Below are 17777 nucleotides of genomic sequence, written 5' to 3'. Positions count from 1 at the left end.
CTCGTTAGTCGGGCCTACATTCCATCACAAGAGCGCAGAAGATCATGACAAACGACCGGACTCAAGCCAGCCATTCCACGCCTGCCAACAACTTCCCCACGGAGTCTTTCGACGACCCCGTGGCCGCGGTCGCGCGGATATCGGCAATCTACGAAGCCAACACCTCTTTCCTGCGCGACGCGTTCGCGCGCTATCGAAAAAATGAACCTTTTGCGTATCGCGTGCGGGCGTGTTACCCGTTCGTCCGTGTGCGTACCGAGTGGAATACACAAATCGATTCACGCCGTTCCTATGGCTTTGTCGCAGGGCCGGGCATATTCGAAACCACGCTGACGCGGCCCGATTTATTCGGCCATTATTATCGCGAGCAACTGCGGCTTCTTACCAAGAATCATCATGTCGGGATTGAGGTCGGGGTGTCGGCGCAACCTGTGCCTATTCACTTCGCGTTTGCGGAAGGCATTCATCTGGAAGGCGACCTGGATCGCGACCGGCTGCTCGCCATGCGCAATATCTTCGATATGCCCGATCTCGCGACGCTCGACGATCGCATTGCGAACGGCACCAATGAGCCGGCTCCGGGAGAACCGCATCCACTCGCATTGTTCACGGCGGCGCGGGTGGATTTCTCCTTGCATCGGCTGAAGCATTACACCGCGACTGCGCCTACGCATTTCCAGAACTACGTGCTTTATACGAACTACCAGTTTTATATCGATGAGTTCGTGAAGCTCGGACGCAAGATCATGTCACGTGCGGACGATGAAGAAACACGGGCGTATAGAAGCGAATACATGTCGTTCGTGGAACCTGGCGACGTGATTACGGGCAACGAGAACCTTGGCGATTCGCAAGAGGAGCAACAGGGCGTCGCCCCTCCCCGGTTGCCGCAAATGCCCGCCTATCATCTGAAACGCGCCGATGGCAGCGGCATCACCATGGTCAATATAGGAGTGGGTCCGTCGAATGCGAAGACGATCACGGACCATATAGCCGTACTTCGGCCGCATGCGTGGATCATGCTCGGGCATTGCGCGGGATTGCGGAATACGCAGCGTCTGGGCGACTACGTATTGGCGCATGGCTATGTGCGCGAAGATCACGTCCTCGACGCCGATTTGCCGTTATGGATTCCGATTCCCGCACTGGCTGAAGTCCAGGTCGCGCTGGAGAAAGCGGTCGCGCAAGTGACGAAACTCGAAGGCGTGGATCTGAAGCACGTGATGCGCACGGGAACCGTGGCGAGCGTGGATAACCGTAACTGGGAACTACGCGATCACCGTGAGCCGGTGCAGCGTTTGTCGCAAAGCCGGGCGATTGCGCTCGATATGGAAAGCGCAACCATTGCCGCCAATGGATTTCGTTTTCGCGTGCCTTACGGAACCTTGCTTTGCGTCTCCGATAAACCTTTGCACGGCGAATTGAAATTGCCGGGCATGGCGGACCAGTTTTATCGCGCGCAAGTAGATCAGCACTTGCAGATCGGCGTGAAGGCGATGGAGTTGTTGCGGATGAACGGGCTATCGAAACTGCATAGCCGGAAGTTGCGCGGTTTTGCGGAAGTTGCTTTCCAATAGCGCAAAAAGCGGCTCCGAAAGGAGCCGCTCATCGAGCGCTCATGCAGTCAAACCCGCTATCAAACCATCAAAGATAAAACATGCGGTCTTCATCCGACTTGCCTTCGGCCGGCTGTTCTTCCGCTGTCTCGCGGTCTTCGTAGAATTGCAGCACCGCTTCCAGCACCTGGTCGGGGTCGTCGATCACCTGCATGAGATCGAGATCCTTCGCGCTGATCACGCCGGTCGGAACCAGCGTGTTGCGGAACCACGAGAGCAAGCCTTCCCAGAACTCGGCGCCGACAAGCACGATAGGCACATGCCGCGACTTCTTGGTCTGGATCAGCGTGAGCACTTCGGCCATTTCATCGAGCGTACCAAAGCCACCCGGCATGACCACAACGGCGTCCGAATTCTTCACGAACGTGACCTTGCGCGTGAAGAAGTGCCGGAAGCGCAGCGAGATATCCTGCCACTGGTTGCCCGACTGCTCGTGCGGCAATTCGATGTTCAGCCCCACCGATGGCGACTTTCCCGCATGGGCGCCCTTGTTGGCCGCCTCCATGATGCCGGGGCCGCCGCCGGAGATGACGGCGAAGCCCGCGTCGGAGAATTTCTGCGCGATCTCCATGGTGAGCTTGTAGTATGGCGACTCCGGTTTCAGGCGCGCCGAACCATAGATGCTGATGGCAGGGCGGATCTCCGAGAGGTACTCGGTCGCCTCGATAAACTCTGCCATAATCGTGAACATCTGCCACGATGCGCGGGCCTTCTTGGCCGTCGCGCGCTCTTGATCTGCGAGCGATCGCAGACTCGGAATCACTTTTCTTTTGTTCATAATGCCTGAAGAACTTAATCTTGAAGGTAAGACCCTGCTATTGGTCGACGGATCCAGCTATCTCTATCGGGCCTACCACGCCATGCCAGATTTACGCGGCCCTGACGGCGGTCCAACCGGTGCGTTGTATGGAATGATCAACATGCTCCGGCGGTTGCGAAAAGACATCAATGCAGAGTATAGCGCGTGCATATTCGACGCAAAAGGCAAGACATTTCGTGACGACTGGTATCCGGATTACAAGGCAAACCGGCCGTCTATGCCCGATGACCTCTCGAAACAGATTGAACCCATCCACGTGATCGTGCGAGCGCTCGGCTGGCCGCTGGTGATGATCGAAGGCGTGGAGGCCGACGACGTCATTGGCACGCTTGCGGTTGCCGCCGAAAAGCGCGGCATGAAAGTGGTCGTATCGACCGGGGACAAGGATCTGGCGCAGCTTGTGACGGATCATGTCACCCTCATCAACACGATGTCCAACGAGACGCTCGATCGCGCCGGGGTGCTGGGTAAGTTCGGCGTGCCGCCGGAGCGGATCGTCGACTATCTCTCGCTCATCGGCGATACGGTCGATAACGTACCGGGTGTCGACAAGTGCGGGCCGAAGACAGCCTTGAAATGGCTCACCCAATACGAAACCCTTGATGGCATCGTGGCACATGCGGACGAAATCAAAGGTGCGGTGGGAGACAATCTGCGCAAGGCTCTCACCTTCCTTCCGATGGCAAAAAAGCTCGTTACCGTACAGACGGAATGCGACCTGACGGAGCAGATCGTGTCGATCGAGGAAACGCTTCCGGCGCGGCCCGAGGCCCGCGACGAATTGCGCGACCTGTTCACGCGGCACGGTTTCAAGACCTGGCTGCGGGAAGTGGAGATTGCGGACGCGGTGGAAGGTCCTGTCGACACGCCGCCCGCGCCGGCCACCGAAATGGAGCGGCATTACGACACCGTCCAGACGTGGGAGCAATTCGACGAATGGCTCGCGCGCATCAACGCCGCCGAGCTGACTTCCTTCGATACCGAAACGACCGCGCTCGACCCCATGCTCGCGCAACTGGTCGGGTTGTCAGTGTCGGTTGAGCCGGGACGTGCCGCTTATATTCCGGTCGCGCATCGGGGGCCGGACGCACCGCTGCAGCTGCCGCGCGACGAAGTCCTGCAAAAGCTTAAATCGTGGCTTGAGGATCCGTCGAAGAAGAAGGTCGGCCAGCATCTGAAATACGATGAGCAAGTACTGGCGAACTATGGCATCGAATTGAACGGTGTCGAGCACGACACGCTGTTGCAATCGTATGTGCTCGAGTCGCACCGGCCCCACGACATGGACAATCTCGCGCTCCGGCATCTGGGCGCGAAGACCATCAAGTACGAAGAGGTGGCGGGCAAGGGCGCGTCGCAGATCGGCTTCGACGAAGTCGCGCTGGATCAGGCCGCGCCCTACGCAGCGGAAGACGCGGACATCACGTTGCGGCTGCATCAAGCGCTTTATCCGCAGCTCGCCGATGAAGCGCAATTGCTCAAGGTGTATCGCGACATTGAAATGCCGACGTCACGCGTGCTGCGCAAGATGGAGCGCAATGGCGTGCTGATCGACGGTGAATTGCTGCGGGTTCAAAGCGGCCAGATCGCCACGCGTTTGATTCAGCTGGAAGCCGAGGCATACATGCTCGCGGGCGGCGAATTCAACCTGGGTTCGCCGAAGCAGATCGGCCAGATCTTCTTTGAGAAGCTGCAATTGCCGGTGGTCAAGAAGACCCCGAGTGGCGCACCTTCCACCGACGAAGAAGTGCTGCAGAAACTCGCCGAAGACTATCCGCTGCCAAAGATCTTGCTGGAGCATCGCGGCTTGTCGAAGCTGAAGTCCACCTACACGGACAAGCTACCGCGCATGGTCAACGCGAAGACGGGCCGCGTGCATACGAATTACGCGCAGGCGGTGGCAGTGACGGGGCGCTTGTCGTCGAATGAGCCGAACCTGCAGAACATCCCGGTGCGTACCGGTGAAGGCCGGCGCATTCGCGAGGCGTTCATTGCGCCGCCGGGAGCCAAGATCGTGTCAGCGGATTACTCGCAGATCGAGTTACGCATCATGGCGCATATCTCCGGCGACCCGTCGCTCATGCGCTCGTTCGCCGAAGGCGAAGACGTGCATCGGGCGACTGCTTCAGAGATTTTCGGCGTCACGCCTATCGAAGTATCGAACGACCAGCGGCGCATCGCGAAGGTCATCAACTTCGGCTTGATCTACGGGATGAGCGCGTTCGGGCTGGCATCGAATATCGGCATTTCGCGCGATGCGGCGAAGCTTTATATCGACCGGTATTTCCAGCGCTATCCGGGTGTCGCGAACTACATGGAAGAAACGCGCACGAAGGCGAAGCGCGATGGTTTTGTCGAGACCGTGTTCGGACGGCGCTTGTGGCTGCCCGAGATTAACGGCGGCAGCGGACCGCGTCGGCAAGGCGCCGAGCGCGCCGCGATCAACGCGCCCATGCAAGGCACGGCGGCCGACCTCATCAAGCTGTCCATGATCGCCGTGCAGGACTGGCTGGAAGCATCGAACAGTCAGACCAAGATGATCATGCAGGTCCACGATGAACTCGTGCTCGAAGTGCCTGAAGCCGAGCTGTCCGAGGTCCGCAAACGCCTGCCGGAGTTGATGTGCGGCGTCGCCAAACTGAAGGTGCCGCTGGTGGCGGAAGTCGGCGTGGGCAATAACTGGGAAGAGGCGCACTGAGGGCGCACTGAGCGTGCCGGTGGCCCATCCAGCTAGTTTCGAATGATGTCATAGGGGAGTCTGAATGCATCGTTTCATCATCGTCGGCGGCGGAGCGGGCGGGCTTGAACTGGCCACGCGTCTTGGTGACAAGTTCGGCAACGCGAATGGCAAACACGAAGCGCGTGCGCAAGTCACGCTGATCGACCGCAATTCCACGCATATCTGGAAGCCGCTGCTGCATGAAGTCGCGGCCGGCAGCATGGACCCGTTCTCGCAGGAATTGCCGTATGCGGCGCAGGCGCGCTGGCACGGTTTCGAGTTCCAGCAGGGCGATTTGCTTGGCATCGACCGGACGGCGAAACGGGTGACGCTTGGGCCCCTTCTCGACGATGAAGCCGGCGAGCTGATGCCGCAGCGCGATCTGGAATACGACACGCTCGTCGTGGCGATTGGCAGCACGACGGCCTTTTTCGGCGTTCAGGGCGCGCAGGAAAATTCACTCGCACTCGATACCGTCGATCAAGCCGAGTTGTTCCGCAAACGGCTGATCGCAGCGTGCATTCGCGCGGAGTATCGGACGCCGGAGGCGGCCATGGCGAGCGCGGCCGCTGTGGGCGCAAGGCAGCCGCGGATCCAGGTGGCGATTGTCGGCGGCGGGGCGACGGGCGTGGAGTTATCGGCGGAACTGCGCAACACGGCGCAGGTGCTGCACGCTTACGGGCTGCACAAACTCGATCCGAAACACGATATCGGCATTGTGCTGATCGAAGCCGGGCCGCGCATTCTTCCCGCGTTGCCCGAGCGCGTGTCCACCGCGACTGCCGAATTGCTGGACAAGCTCGGCGTCGCGCTGATGACCAGCGAGACCGTGGCCGAAGTGTCGCGCGGGTCCATCCGCACGGCGAGCGGCAAGACTATTGCAGCGGACCTGACCGTCTGGGCGGCCGGCATTCGCGCGCCGGCCGTGCTCGCGCAACTCGATGGCCTGGCGACCAACCGGCTCGGCCAGTTGATCGTACGCCGCACGCTGCAAACCGAAACCGATGACAACATTTTCGCTCTCGGCGATTGCGCCGCGTGTCCGTGGCCCGGCGGTGAGAAAGAAGGGCGCAACGTACCACCGCGTGCGCAAGCCGCGCATCAGCAGGCGAGTTTCCTGCTGAAGTCGCTTGAACGCCGGCTGGAGGACAAGCCGCTGCCCGACTACACGTATCGCGACTTTGGATCGCTGGTGTCGCTCGGGCACTTCAGCGCGGTCGGCAGCCTGATGGGTGGGTTGATCGGCGGCAACATGCTGATCGAAGGGCTGTTTGCGCGCTTCATGTATCAGTCGCTTTACCGCATGCATATTGCGGCGCTGCATGGCTGGGCGCGCATGGCGCTGGATACGGTCGCCCACTGGCTGCGGCGCTCCACCGCGCCGCGGGTCAAGCTTCATTAGACCTGTTTAGAATGGGCTGCCGCTTCGACTCGCAGTGAGCGTATCAAAGTGGCAATTGCGTGGTTATCTGAAGTCGTTGCCGTGCTTTCGGCTTTGCGGGCTGGTAGCGCGGCTTACCCGTACCGGACGCCTGGTTCGCCAGCACCTCGTGCCAGTGATCGACCAGTGGTCCTTCGCGGCTCATGCCGCTGGAGCTTTGCATGCTTACGCCTGATATCGACAGCCTCGTCCCGCACGTCCCGTTCAACCGGCGCACGTTCATCAAGGCAGCGGTCGGCAGCGGTTTTGCCGCTTGCGTGATGCCGGTGTCCGCGCAAACCATCATCACCGATAGCGAGGGCCTTGAAGCCGGCCCGGTTGGCTTCAAGGCCGCCGACGGCACGCTTATTCCCGCGTATCGGGCGCAGCCGAAAGGCAAGACGAACCTGCCGGTGATCATCGTGATTCACGAGATTTTCGGCGTGCACGAGCATATTGCCGATGTCTGCCGACGCTTCGCCAAACTCGGTTATCTGGCCGTCGCGCCCGATCTTTATGAACGCGAAGGTGACGCGTCGAAATTCACGTCGATGCAGCAGTTGAACGAGCAACTCGTCTCCAAGGTACCTGACGATCAGGTGCTCTCCGATATCGACTCGACTGTCGCCTGGGCGGGCGAACATGGCGGCGATTTGCATCGGCTCGGGATCACGGGGTTTTGCTGGGGCGGGCGGATCACGTGGCTTTACGCCGAGCGTAATCCCCACCTGAAAGCGGCGGTGGTCTGGTATGGGCGGGTAGTGGGGGCCAAGACGCCGAACAATCCGGCGAATCCGCTCGATCTCGCGTCAAACTTGAAAGCACCGGTGCTTGGCCTGTTCGGCAAGCTGGATCCAAGCATTCCGCAGGACTCGCTCGAACAGATGAAGCAGGCGATAGCAACGGGGCCGGCGGTCGCGCGGGGCTCGCAAATCGTGGTCTACGATGACGCGCCGCACGCGTTTTTCGCGGATTACCGGCCGAGTTACCGGAAAGCCGATGCGGAAGATGGCTGGAAGCGCGCGTTGGCGTGGTTCAGGGAGCACGGCGTGAAGTGAGCGCGCAAGGGCGGTGATGCTGCGGCTGTGATGCTGTCTGTCCCAAACTCCGGATGTGCAGTATGGCCGCGCCGCCGTTTTGCCCCTGCGCGGCGCGTGGCTTCGCTAGGAGCGGCGAGGAAAGGCGCCCAGTCACGCTGTGCGCCTTCTCCACTTCCAGCAGAGCTACAACCTCACGGTCTTTCAATGGGCGGAGAGTTGGTCTCGCACCCGTGCCGCCGCGCTCTCTTTGACCCCAGCACAGCAAAATTATCAGGCAGCCGCGCCTGTAGCCACCGGCCGCGAGGCGTCCGCGCACCATTCACTCCACGATCCCCCGTAAAGCGCCGCGCCATGCAGACCGGCGATCTCCATCGCCAGTGCGTTGTGGCAGGCGGTCACGCCCGAACCGCATTGCAGCACCACCCGATCCGGCGATGTCGCCCCAAGCAGCCCGCTAAATGTCTCGCGCAATTCGTGCGCGGTTTTGAAGCGGCCGTCGGCGGTCAGGTTGTCCTTGAAAAAGCGATTCAGTGCGCCCGGAATGTGGCCGCCGACCGGATCGAGCGTCTCGTTTTCCCCGCGATACCGGTCCGCCGAGCGGGCATCGACCAGCACGTGGTCGTGCGTAGTCAGGTTGCGCACGACGGCGTCGACGTCGAACGTGACGGCCAGCGGCGCGCCGGCCTTGAACGTGCCTTCGGATTCGGACGAGGTAGCTGTATCCAGAGGCTGTCCGGCCGCTTGCCATGCGTTGAGGCCGCCGTCGAGCAGGGCGACGGAATCGTGACCGAGCCAGCGCAACAGCCACCACAGGCGGGCTGCGTACATGCCGCCCTGGGCGTCGTAGGTGACGACTTGCTGGCCTTCCTTCAGGCCCAGCCGCTTGAGCGTGGCGACCAGCACCGCGCGTTCCGGCAACGGATGGCGGCCGTTCTTGCCTGTCTTTGCGCCCGACAAATCGCGGGCGAGATGCAGATAATGCGCGCCAGGAATATGCCCCGCTGCGTAAGCGGCTTGGCCTGCCTCGGGCGCGGCCAGGTCGAAACGGCAATCGACGATGAGCACGGTGCCGGGCGCGGCGGCGAGAAGATCGACGAGATTGGTCGCGGAAATAAGCGTGGTGTGGTGCGTGTGCGGCATGACAGCTCCCGGGGCAAACGCGCGGCTTGGTGGGCCGATGGACGGCGCGTTGCGGTAGTTAAGTTTCAAGTCTAAACAAAAACTACAAAGGATTGAGCACATCGTTGATGTTTGTCGTCGCGGGATGGGCGGAAGATCTTGCGCTTGGGCTTTAGTCCGCTCGCCGCGCGCTGGGGTAATACGAAAAATCGCCCCTGAATTAGGACGTTTCGCGTATCGAGACCCGCTCGTCGTCGCCAGTATCGATTACCGCGCAGCTGTGCCTGCGCGGGCAATCCATACGCGTAATTCGTTCGAGACCGGGCTTGCTCCGGCTCGAGCGTGCTGCTCCACGTTACGCAACCAGCCAAATACTTCAAGGATTGCGAATGGCGACAAAATCACCCGGTGTTCCCGCCCCGCCCGTTATAACGGAGGATGTGGTCTCCGATTTCACCTCGAGAAAAATGCTGCTGATCGAGTCGGTGACGTTCAGAGACCAGTACAAATGGCGCGTGCACGATGGCCAGTCAGCATTCTTCACCGCCATGGACGACGTTGATTTCCTCGCGAAAGTGAACGCGGGCGAGCGCTTTGGCAAAGGCGACGTGCTGGTAGTTGACCTTCAACACATCCAGACCGTCTCCAACGGTACGCTACGCACCGAATTCCGCATCCTCAAGGTCCACGAGCACCGCGCGCCCTTGCAGACCGCGTTGATCTAAGAGCGCGCAACCAAAAAAAATGCCCATCGGAACGATGGGCATTTTCTTCGTAGCCTGAGTTGGCGACAGAGGGATACCCCCTCAAATCTCACCCAACTGCCGCCGCAAGAACTCGTGGAAGTGCTGCATCCCTGACTCCATCGGGCTTTGATACGGTCCGACCTGCGACTCGCCGCGATTCATCAGCGCGCGCCTTCCGGCGTCCATGCGCTCGGCGATCTCGTCGTCCTCGCGCGCCGTTTCCATATACGCCGCCCGTTCCGCCTCGATGAATTCACGCTCGAACAGCGCGATTTCCTCTGGATAATAGAACTCGACGATATTCGTCGTCTTCTGCGGACCCTGCGGAATCAGCCACGACACCACGAGCACATGCGGATACCACTCGATCATGATGCCCGGGTAATAAACCATCCATATAGCACCGAATTCGGGCGGTTTACCGTTACGGAAGCGCAGCACTTCGTCGTGCCACTTGCGGTACGTCGGGCTACCCGGCTTTTCCAGGTTCTTGTGCACGCCAACTGTCTGAACGCTATACCAGTCGCCGAACTCCCAGGTTAAGTCATCGCAGGAAACAAAGCTCCCCAGACCAGGATGGAACGGCGCGACGTGGTAATCCTCGAGGTACACCTCGATAAAGCTCTTCCAGTTGTAATTGCACTCGTGCACTTCGACGTGATCGAACATGAAGCCCGAAAAGTCGAAATGTTTCGACGGACCCAGCCGGGCCAGATCGGCTGCAACGTCGCGACCGCTGGACTCGAACAACAGCCCTTGCCAGTTCTGCAACTGGGATTTGCCAAGGTTGAGGCAGGGGTTATCGGCGAAATGGGGCGCGCCCAGCAACTGGCCGTCGAGGTCGTAGGTCCACCGATGCAGCGGACACACGATGTTCTCCGCCGTGCCACGGCCGTTGAGCATGATGGCTTGGCGGTGGCGGCACACGTTCGAGAGCAACTCGATTTCGTCTTGCTTGTTACGGACGAGCACACGCCCTTCGCCTTCGCCGGGCAAAGCAAAATAACTTCCCGCCTCGGGCACCATGAGTTCATGCCCGATATAGCGGGGACCGCGTTTGAACAGCGTGTCGATTTCGCGCTTGAGAAGCGCTTCGTCAAAGTAAGCCGTGACTGGCAACTGACTGTGAATAGCGTTCAGTTGCAATGCATTGCTCAGATTGGACATTCCCACTCCCGTGAAGACGTGAAAGCAGTGAACAACCCAACCATCGAAAATTCGATTTAGGGAGCCCGCGATTATACCGAAAACCCTTTCAAAGGGGCGCTTGAGGCCTTGATTTGGGTCAATTCCCGGTGAGGAGTTCCGCGAGCCAACGCCCTTTCTCCCCTTTTCAGAGATAGGCAGTAATGGCCTGAGACGGGCCACAGGCATGGGTGAGAGCACGCTGAAGGTCGGAAAAGCCGCTTTTGCCGTAGAATGTCGGACTTGTTTCCCAAAATCCGACATTACACCCACGATTCATGGCGAAGACCGCAACGCAGGAAGGCTCGGCTGAAGGCTCGGCTAGCGCGGAAAACGCGCCGCTCCCGGACAATTACGAAACGGCGCTGGCCGAACTGGAGGGGCTCGTGGCGCGCATGGAGGGCGGCGCGCTGAGCCTTGAAGAATCGCTGGCGGCTTATCGGCGCGGCGCCGCGCTCGTCGGCTTTTGCCAACAACAACTAGAGAAGGTCGAGCAGCAAGTTCGCGTGCTCGACGGCGACACACTAAAACCGCTGCCCGCCGAGGTCCAGCGCGCCACTCAGGGCGCCGGCACAACGGCAGATAACGGGGACGACTTATGACTTTCGATCAATGGATGCGCGCGAGTCTTGACCGCGTGGAAACGGCGCTGGAGCATTATTTGCCGGGAACGGACGTCGCGCCCGCCAAACTGCATGAAGCCATGCGCTACGCGGTGCTCGGCGGCGGCAAACGGGTTCGCCCGCTGTTGTGCCACGCAGCCGGCGAGCTGACCGGCGCCGGTTCGCAGCAACTGGAAGCGGCGAGCGCGGCGCTCGAGATGATTCATGTGTATTCGCTGGTGCATGACGACATGCCGGCCATGGACGACGACGCCTTGCGTCGCGGAAAACCAACGGTACACGTGCAATATGACGAAGCCACGGCATTATTGGTGGGTGACGCTTTGCAATCGCAGGCTTTCGTTGCGCTGACGGCGGACAACGGCCTGAGCGCGGCGCAACAGGCGTCGCTCACGCGCGAACTGGCGCTCGCAAGCGGTTCGGTCGGCATGGCGGGCGGTCAGGCAATCGATCTGGAAAGCGTGGGTCGCAAGCTGTCGCGACCGGAACTTGAAACCATGCATCGCAAGAAAACCGGTGCATTGCTGCGCGCGGCCGTGCGAATGGGTGCACTCTGTGGCGAAGCCCCGGATGCAGCTGCCATGAACGCGCTGGACGCTTACGCCGCCGCAATCGGACTTGCGTTCCAGGTGGTGGACGACATTCTCGACGTCACGGCCGACTCGGCTACGCTGGGCAAAACGGCAGGCAAGGACGCGAAAGATGACAAGCCGACCTACGTGTCGATCATCGGACTCGATGCATCGCGCGAACTGGCGGCACAACTGGGCCGCGATGCGCACGCCGCGCTCGCGCCTTTCGGCCCGCGTGCCGGTCGGCTCGGGGAATTGGCTGACCTGGTTGTAAACCGGGTGCACTGAAACATACGATAAAACGCGGGACCGGCGGGCGTGCCTATGCAATTTATGCACCTTACGCATGCTGCCTCGAGCAGCGCCGGGTAACAACCGAACGGCTTCCGCCAGTTTTCCTAAATGGGACGACGATGTACGACTTGCTGAAAACCATCGACGATCCGGCCGCCTTGCGCGCCCTGGACCGCCACGAACTAAAACCGCTGGCCGAAGAGCTGCGTGCCTACGTGCTCGACAGCGTGTCGCAGACGGGCGGGCATTTGTCGTCGAATCTCGGAACGGTCGAACTGACGATCGCGCTCCATTACGTCTTCGATACCCCGCACGACCGCATTGTCTGGGACGTGGGTCATCAGACTTATCCGCACAAGATCCTGACCGGCCGTCGCGATCAGATGAAGACGCTGCGCCAGGCCGGCGGCATTTCCGGCTTCCCGCGCCGTAGCGAATCGAAATACGACACCTTCGGCACCGCGCATTCCAGCACGTCCATTTCGGCGGCGCTCGGCATGGCGATGGCCAGCAAACTGCAGGGCGACAACCGTTATTCGATCGCCGTGATCGGCGATGGCGCGATGACTGCCGGCATGGCGTTCGAGGCCATGAACAATGCAGGTGTGGCTGACGATGTGCCGCTGCTCGTGATCCTGAACGACAACGACATGTCGATCTCGCCGCCGGTCGGCGCGCTGAATCGCCATCTGGCGCGCCTGATGTCGGGGCGTTTCTACGCGGCAGCGCGTGCCGGTGTGGAACGCGTGCTGCGTGTCGCACCGCCCATGCTGGACCTCGCGCGCAAGCTCGAGGAACACGCGAAGGGCATGATTGTTCCGGCCACGTTGTTCGAGGAATTCGGCTTTAACTATATCGGTCCGATCGATGGGCATGATCTGGAATCGCTGATTCCCACGCTGCAAAACATCAAGGAATTGCGCGGCCCGCAGTTCCTGCACGTCGTGACGAAGAAGGGGCAGGGCTACAAGCTCGCTGAAGCCGATCCGGTCCTCTATCACGGTCCCGGCAAGTTCAATCCGGCAGAAGGAATCAAGCCGTCGACGGCACCATCGAAGAAGACTTACACGCAAGTATTCGGCGAATGGCTGTGCGACGCCGCCGAGCAGGATTCGCGGGTCGTCGGCATTACGCCGGCCATGCGCGAAGGCTCGGGCATGGTGGAGTTCGAGAAGCGTTTCCCGGATCGTTATTTCGATGTGGGTATTGCAGAACAACACGCAGTGACGTTCGCGGGCGGTCTCGCCGCCGACGGCATGCGCCCGGTGGTCGCAATCTATTCCACGTTCTTGCAGCGCGCCTACGACCAGTTGATCCATGACGTTGCGTTGCAGAACCTGCCGGTGGTATTCGCTATCGATCGTGCCGGTCTGGTGGGCGCGGACGGCGCGACGCACGCGGGCAACTACGATCTCGCGTTCCTGCGCTGCATTCCGAACATGACGGTGATGGCGGCTTCAGACGAAGACGAATGCCGTCAGATGCTGTACACCGGCTTGCAGCAGCCCAATCCGTCCGCTGTGCGTTATCCGCGTGGCGCCGGCACGGGCGTGAAAATCGTCAAGAAGATGACTGCAATTCCGCTTGGCAAGGGCGAAATCCGTCGCGAGTCGTCGCAGAAAGTGGGTTCGGGCAAGCGTATCGCGATCCTTGCATTCGGGACCATGGTCGCGCCTTCGCTGGCGGCTGCCGAGGAACTGGACGCCACCGTCGCGAACATGCGCTTCGTGAAGCCGATCGATGCCGAATTGCTGCGTGAACTTGCCGCCACGCACGACGCGCTCGTGACCGTGGAAGAAGGCGCGATCATGGGCGGCGCGGGCTCGGCATGCGTGGAAAGCCTGTTGGCGAACTCGGTCATCAAGCCCGTACTGCAACTGGGCTTGCCCGATGTATTCATCGATCACGGCGATCCGGTCAAGCTGCTGGCATCGTGCGGGCTGGATGGCGCAGGCATTGCCAAGTCGATACGCGAGCGCTTTCTGAGCAACGCCGTCGAAGCCGATGCGGGCAAGCTGACGAAACGCGTCGCCTGACGCGAAGAACGTGTGGTGAAAAAGGGCGTCGGGGACGCCCTTTTTGGTTTTATCCGTGGGCGCTCAAGGTTCGCGCGACGCGATTGACCCCATGGACAAGGAAAAAGAATGAATCAGATGAATCCCGCCTTTGCGATGCCCGATGTCCAGAGTTCGCTCGACGTCCGACAGATTCCAATTCAGCGCGTGGGCGTAAAAGCAGTTCGATATCCGCTGACCATCCGGACTTCGAACGGCGAATTGCAGCCGGGCGTGGGCGTCTGGAATCTCGACGTTCATCTTCCCGCCGATCAAAAAGGCACGCACATGTCGCGCTTCGTCGCTTTACTCGACGAACATCGCGCGCCGCTCGACCAGGCCGCATTCCGGACCATGCTTGCGTCGATGCTGGCGAAGCTTGAGGCGCATTCGGGGCGTATCGAAGTGTCGTTTCCGTACTTCATCATGAAGACGGCGCCAGTGTCTGGCGTGCAAAGTTTGATGGATTACGAGGTCACGCTAACCGGTGAAGTGCGTAATGGCGAGACTCGCATCTCGCTGAAAGTGCTCGTGCCGGTGACCAGCCTGTGCCCGTGCTCGAAGCAGATTTCGCAATACGGCGCGCATAACCAGCGCTCGCATGTGACTATCGCGGCGGAGTTGGAGGGTGATGTCGCGATCGAGGATTTGATCCGGATTGCTGAGGAAGAGGCGTCGTGCGAGTTGTGGGGTTTGCTGAAGCGGCCCGACGAGAAGTTCGTGACCGAGCGTGCTTACGAGAACCCGAAATTCGTTGAAGACCTGGTTCGCGATGTCGCCACGCGACTAAATGCCGACGAACGAATTGTGGCCTATGTGCTGGAAGCCGAGAACTTCGAGTCGATACACAATCACAGCGCGTATGCCGTGATCGAACGTGACAAGCGGGTTTCAGCCGCAGTTGCCTGAACATGCAGCAGCCACTTACGCAGCTGCCAGCGATGTCAAATCCCAGCGCGGTTTCACCGTGAACGCATAGTCGCGCACGGCCTGATCGGGCCAGCGCGCGAGGCGCAATGCTCCGGCGAGAGCGATCATGGCGCCGTTATCGGTACACAGCGATAAGTCCGGGTAATGCACTTCGAAGCGACGCTTTTTCGCGGCCGCGGACAGCGCCTCGCGCAATTGCCGGTTCGCGCCCACGCCACCCGCCACGACCAGCCGGTTCAGGCCTGTCTGCTTTAACGCAGCGATTGACTTCGTGGTCAGCACATCGACGGCTGCATCGACAAAACCCCGCGCCAGATCCGCTTTCGATTGCTCGCAGACGTTCGCGCCAAGCTTGCGGCTGTGCGTGAGTACCGCGGTTTTCAACCCGCTGAAACTGAAATCCAGGTCGCCGGAATGCAGCATCGGGCGCGGCAGTTTTACTGCGCCGGAGGTACCGAATTCGGCGAGCCGCGAGACTTCCGGGCCACCCGGATAACCGAGGCCGAGCAGTTTTGCGGTTTTATCGAAGGCTTCGCCGGCGGCGTCGTCCAGCGTCTCGCCGAGCGTTTCATACTCGCCGACATCGGTCACGCGCATCAATTGCGTATGGCCGCCCGACACCAATAACGCGACGAACGGAAACGGCGGCGGCTCGCTCACCAGCAGCGGCGACAGCAAATGCCCTTCCAGATGATGAATCCCGACAGTCGGCAAGTCCCACGCCATGGCGAGTGAATTGGCGATGCTCGCGCCAACCAGAAGCGCCCCGGCGAGACCAGGGCCTTGCGTGAACGCGATAGCGTCGATATCCGTTGGCACCGTGCCGGCTTCTGCCATGACTTGCTCGAGAAGAGGCAGTGCCCGGCGGATGTGATCGCGGGAGGCCAGTTCCGGCACGACACCGCCATATTCCCGATGCATGGCGATTTGCGAATGCAGCGCGTGCGAAAGCAGGCCTCGCTCGGTGTCGTAGAGCGCAACGCCGGTTTCGTCGCAGGAACTTTCGATGCCTAGAACAAGCATGGGATGGGGGTATTTGGAGTAACAAATGAGTATAGCAGTGGCCAGGTGTCGGTTCGTTCGTCCAAAGACGTTTGCTCATGGACGGTCACGGCAGGCCAATGCGAGTCACGGCCCTCGCACCGTCGTCCGCAGCCCAACCGCGCCTCGAACCCAGGCGCACCACCCGTTACAATGCGCGCCATGGAAACCTACGATATCGCAGTGATCGGCGCGGGCGCGGCGGGCATGATGTGCGCCGCGGTAGCCGCGCAAAACGGCCGCCGGGTGGTCCTGATCGACCATGCCGAACGGCTCGCGGAAAAAATCCGGATCTCGGGCGGCGGCCGCTGCAACTTCACGAATATCAATGCCGGGCCGGCCAACTTCCTCTCGGCGAATCCGCATTTTTGTCGCTCTGCGCTTGCTCGCTATACGCCGCAGGACTTCCTCGCACTGCTCAAGCGTTATCGCGTGGATTGGCATGAGAAACACAAAGGCCAGCTTTTCTGCGATGACTCCAGCGAATCCATCATCCAGCTCCTGAAAAGCGAATGCGATGCGGGCGGCGTGACCTGGCGCCGGCCCGTGACCGTCGAAACGATCCGCCACGACGGCACCCGGTTTTCACTCGACAGCAACGCCGGCACGATCTCGAGCGCGGCACTCGTCGTAGCAACCGGCGGCTTGTCGATCCCGAAAATCGGTGCGACGGATTTTGCGTATCGGCTGGCGAAGCAGTTCGGCCACAAGCTCATCGATACCCGTCCCGCCCTGGTGCCGTTGACCTTCGCTCCTGCCGACTGGGAACCGTTCGCGGCGTTATCCGGCTTGTCAGTGCCCGTGGAACTCAGTGCGGGTGCAGGCCGCGGCCGAGGAGAATTCAGCGAGGACCTGCTGCTCACGCATCGCGGGTTATCGGGGCCGGGCGTGCTGCAGATTTCGAGCTACTGGAATCCCTCGGAGCCGATTTGCATCGACTTGTTGCCCGGCGTCGATGCCACCAGCGAACTGATCGCGGCCAAGCGGGAAACGCGCAAACAAGTCGGCACGTTTCTCGCCGAGCGCGTGCCGGCACGGCTCGCTCAAACCTGGCTCGACGTGCAGCGCGTGCCCACCGACGCCCGTCTCGCCGATCTCCCCGACAAAACGCTGCGACAGATCGGCGAATCACTGTCGCGCTGGACGCTCACGCCGAACGGCACGGAAGGGTATCGGAAGGCCGAGGTCACGCGCGGCGGAGTGGACACGCGCGAGCTTTCATCGACCACGATGATGAGTTCGCGTGTCGCGGGTTTATATTTCATCGGCGAGGCGGTCGATGTCACTGGCTGGCTCGGCGGCTACAACTTCCAGTGGGCATGGGCGTCGGGCGTGGCGGCGGGCGAAGCGGCGGCTGAGTTGGTTCGGGCGTAGAGCCGCAAAGGCATGACCAGCATGGCTTTCACCCGTAAGGACCGGTATCCGCGTAGCGCTGCTAACCCCTGGGAAATCATGGTTTCGACCTGCTATACTGCTTTGTCGTAGCGGCAATCGGCACGAGCGGGCGCGAGCACATAATGAGTGAAAACCGGGGGTGATCCATGAAGATAGAAGACGATCCCTGCTGCGAGTGGCCACTCGACCTGTCTCGGGACCGT

General features: G+C 60.8%; 15 protein-coding genes. 10 read left to right on the top strand and 5 right to left on the bottom strand.

All coding sequences use genetic code 11. From position 1 onward, the window contains the following. The first annotated feature begins 44 nt into the window (after nt 1–44). The gene (locus tag FH08_RS0112560) at nt 45–1577 is read left to right on the top strand and encodes an AMP nucleosidase (protein ID WP_031358656.1); all 1533 of its coding nucleotides are present in this window, start codon (nt 45–47) and stop codon (nt 1575–1577) included. A 67-nt stretch (nt 1578–1644) separates the two neighbouring features. On the opposite strand, the gene FH08_RS0112555 is transcribed toward FH08_RS0112560, so the two are convergent. Further along, a complete protein-coding gene (locus FH08_RS0112555) occupies nt 1645–2394 on the bottom strand; it encodes a TIGR00730 family Rossman fold protein (protein WP_031358655.1) in 750 nt (249 codons plus the stop codon). A gap of 1 nt (nt 2395) precedes the next feature. Here FH08_RS0112555 and polA point away from each other — a divergent pair, with 1 nt between their 5' ends. Beyond that, entirely contained in the window at nt 2396–5134 is a 2739-nt protein-coding gene (gene polA, locus FH08_RS0112550) for a DNA polymerase I (RefSeq protein ID WP_031358654.1), read from the top strand. A 64-nt stretch (nt 5135–5198) separates the two neighbouring features. Beyond that, entirely contained in the window at nt 5199–6557 is a 1359-nt protein-coding gene (locus tag FH08_RS0112545; protein ID WP_031358653.1) for an NAD(P)/FAD-dependent oxidoreductase, read from the top strand. A 43-nt stretch (nt 6558–6600) separates the two neighbouring features. Here FH08_RS0112545 and FH08_RS52525 read toward each other — a convergent pair whose 3' ends face one another. Continuing rightward, on the bottom strand, nt 6601–6759 hold the full coding sequence (locus tag FH08_RS52525; protein ID WP_160172462.1) for a hypothetical protein: 159 nt from the start codon (nt 6757–6759) through the stop codon (nt 6601–6603). On the opposite strand from FH08_RS52525, the gene FH08_RS0112535 reads away from it, so the two are divergent. After that, nucleotides 6758–7633, top strand: coding sequence for a dienelactone hydrolase family protein (locus tag FH08_RS0112535; RefSeq protein WP_031358652.1), 876 nt, complete (start codon nt 6758–6760; stop codon nt 7631–7633). The genes FH08_RS52525 and FH08_RS0112535 overlap by 2 nt on opposite strands. Before the next feature lie 252 nt (nt 7634–7885). Here the strand turns inward: FH08_RS0112535 and FH08_RS0112530 are convergent, their stop codons facing one another. Next, entirely contained in the window at nt 7886–8755 is an 870-nt protein-coding gene (locus FH08_RS0112530; protein ID WP_031358651.1) for a sulfurtransferase, read from the bottom strand. Between the two features lie 368 nt (nt 8756–9123). On the opposite strand from FH08_RS0112530, the gene FH08_RS0112525 reads away from it, so the two are divergent. Continuing rightward, complete coding sequence (locus FH08_RS0112525; RefSeq protein ID WP_152602808.1) at nt 9124–9459, top strand: hypothetical protein; 336 nt, start codon at nt 9124–9126, stop codon at nt 9457–9459. Nucleotides 9460–9540: 81 nt separating this feature from the next. Here the strand turns inward: FH08_RS0112525 and FH08_RS0112520 are convergent, their stop codons facing one another. Continuing rightward, on the bottom strand, nt 9541–10647 hold the full coding sequence (locus tag FH08_RS0112520) for an aromatic ring-hydroxylating oxygenase subunit alpha (protein ID WP_031358649.1): 1107 nt from the start codon (nt 10645–10647) through the stop codon (nt 9541–9543). 296 nt (nt 10648–10943) lie between these two features. On the opposite strand from FH08_RS0112520, the gene FH08_RS0112515 reads away from it, so the two are divergent. The 4 genes from FH08_RS0112515 (at nt 10944) to folE2 (ending at nt 15117) form a co-directional block, all read left to right on the top strand. Then, nucleotides 10944–11267, top strand: coding sequence for an exodeoxyribonuclease VII small subunit (locus tag FH08_RS0112515; RefSeq protein ID WP_031358648.1), 324 nt, complete (start codon nt 10944–10946; stop codon nt 11265–11267). After that, nucleotides 11264–12148, top strand: coding sequence for a polyprenyl synthetase family protein (locus FH08_RS0112510; RefSeq protein WP_031358647.1), 885 nt, complete (start codon nt 11264–11266; stop codon nt 12146–12148). Before FH08_RS0112515 ends, FH08_RS0112510 begins: the two co-directional genes overlap by 4 nt. A 125-nt stretch (nt 12149–12273) precedes the next feature. Next, the gene (gene dxs, locus FH08_RS0112505) at nt 12274–14190 is read left to right on the top strand and encodes a 1-deoxy-D-xylulose-5-phosphate synthase (RefSeq protein ID WP_031358646.1); all 1917 of its coding nucleotides are present in this window, start codon (nt 12274–12276) and stop codon (nt 14188–14190) included. 108 nt (nt 14191–14298) lie between these two features. After that, nucleotides 14299–15117 (top strand): GTP cyclohydrolase FolE2, encoded by an 819-nt coding sequence (gene folE2 / locus FH08_RS0112500; protein ID WP_031358645.1) that lies wholly within the window; start codon nt 14299–14301, stop codon nt 15115–15117. Between the two features lie 15 nt (nt 15118–15132). Here the strand turns inward: folE2 and tsaD are convergent, their stop codons facing one another. Beyond that, on the bottom strand, nt 15133–16161 hold the full coding sequence (gene tsaD / locus FH08_RS0112495) for a tRNA (adenosine(37)-N6)-threonylcarbamoyltransferase complex transferase subunit TsaD (protein ID WP_031358644.1): 1029 nt from the start codon (nt 16159–16161) through the stop codon (nt 15133–15135). Between the two features lie 180 nt (nt 16162–16341). Between tsaD and FH08_RS0112490 the strand changes: the two genes are divergently transcribed. Beyond that, nucleotides 16342–17553: an NAD(P)/FAD-dependent oxidoreductase gene (locus tag FH08_RS0112490; RefSeq protein ID WP_031358643.1), complete on the top strand. Its 1212-nt coding sequence runs from the start codon at nt 16342–16344 to the stop codon at nt 17551–17553. Nucleotides 17554–17777 lie beyond the last annotated feature (224 nt).

This window comes from Caballeronia sordidicola, assembly GCF_000729995.1.
In the GTDB taxonomy this organism is placed as follows: domain Bacteria; phylum Pseudomonadota; class Gammaproteobacteria; order Burkholderiales; family Burkholderiaceae; genus Caballeronia; species Caballeronia sordidicola_A.
The sequence above is the reverse complement of the archived record's forward strand: the minus strand, read 5'-3'. Positions and strand labels throughout refer to the sequence as shown.

Coding starts and splice junctions, on each gene's coding strand:
- FH08_RS0112560 (WP_031358656.1), top strand. CDS start 45: ATGACAAACGACCGGACTCAAGCCAGCCATTCCACGCCTGCCAACAAC.
- FH08_RS0112555 (WP_031358655.1), bottom strand. CDS start 2,394: ATGAACAAAAGAAAAGTGATTCCGAGTCTGCGATCGCTCGCAGATCAA.
- polA (WP_031358654.1), top strand. CDS start 2,396: ATGCCTGAAGAACTTAATCTTGAAGGTAAGACCCTGCTATTGGTCGAC.
- FH08_RS0112545 (WP_031358653.1), top strand. CDS start 5,199: ATGCATCGTTTCATCATCGTCGGCGGCGGAGCGGGCGGGCTTGAACTG.
- FH08_RS0112535 (WP_031358652.1), top strand. CDS start 6,758: ATGCTTACGCCTGATATCGACAGCCTCGTCCCGCACGTCCCGTTCAAC.
- FH08_RS52525 (WP_160172462.1), bottom strand. CDS start 6,759: ATGCAAAGCTCCAGCGGCATGAGCCGCGAAGGACCACTGGTCGATCAC.
- FH08_RS0112530 (WP_031358651.1), bottom strand. CDS start 8,755: ATGCCGCACACGCACCACACCACGCTTATTTCCGCGACCAATCTCGTC.
- FH08_RS0112525 (WP_152602808.1), top strand. CDS start 9,124: ATGGCGACAAAATCACCCGGTGTTCCCGCCCCGCCCGTTATAACGGAG.
- FH08_RS0112520 (WP_031358649.1), bottom strand. CDS start 10,647: ATGTCCAATCTGAGCAATGCATTGCAACTGAACGCTATTCACAGTCAG.
- FH08_RS0112515 (WP_031358648.1), top strand. CDS start 10,944: ATGGCGAAGACCGCAACGCAGGAAGGCTCGGCTGAAGGCTCGGCTAGC.
- FH08_RS0112510 (WP_031358647.1), top strand. CDS start 11,264: ATGACTTTCGATCAATGGATGCGCGCGAGTCTTGACCGCGTGGAAACG.
- dxs (WP_031358646.1), top strand. CDS start 12,274: ATGTACGACTTGCTGAAAACCATCGACGATCCGGCCGCCTTGCGCGCC.
- folE2 (WP_031358645.1), top strand. CDS start 14,299: ATGAATCAGATGAATCCCGCCTTTGCGATGCCCGATGTCCAGAGTTCG.
- tsaD (WP_031358644.1), bottom strand. CDS start 16,161: ATGCTTGTTCTAGGCATCGAAAGTTCCTGCGACGAAACCGGCGTTGCG.
- FH08_RS0112490 (WP_031358643.1), top strand. CDS start 16,342: ATGGAAACCTACGATATCGCAGTGATCGGCGCGGGCGCGGCGGGCATG.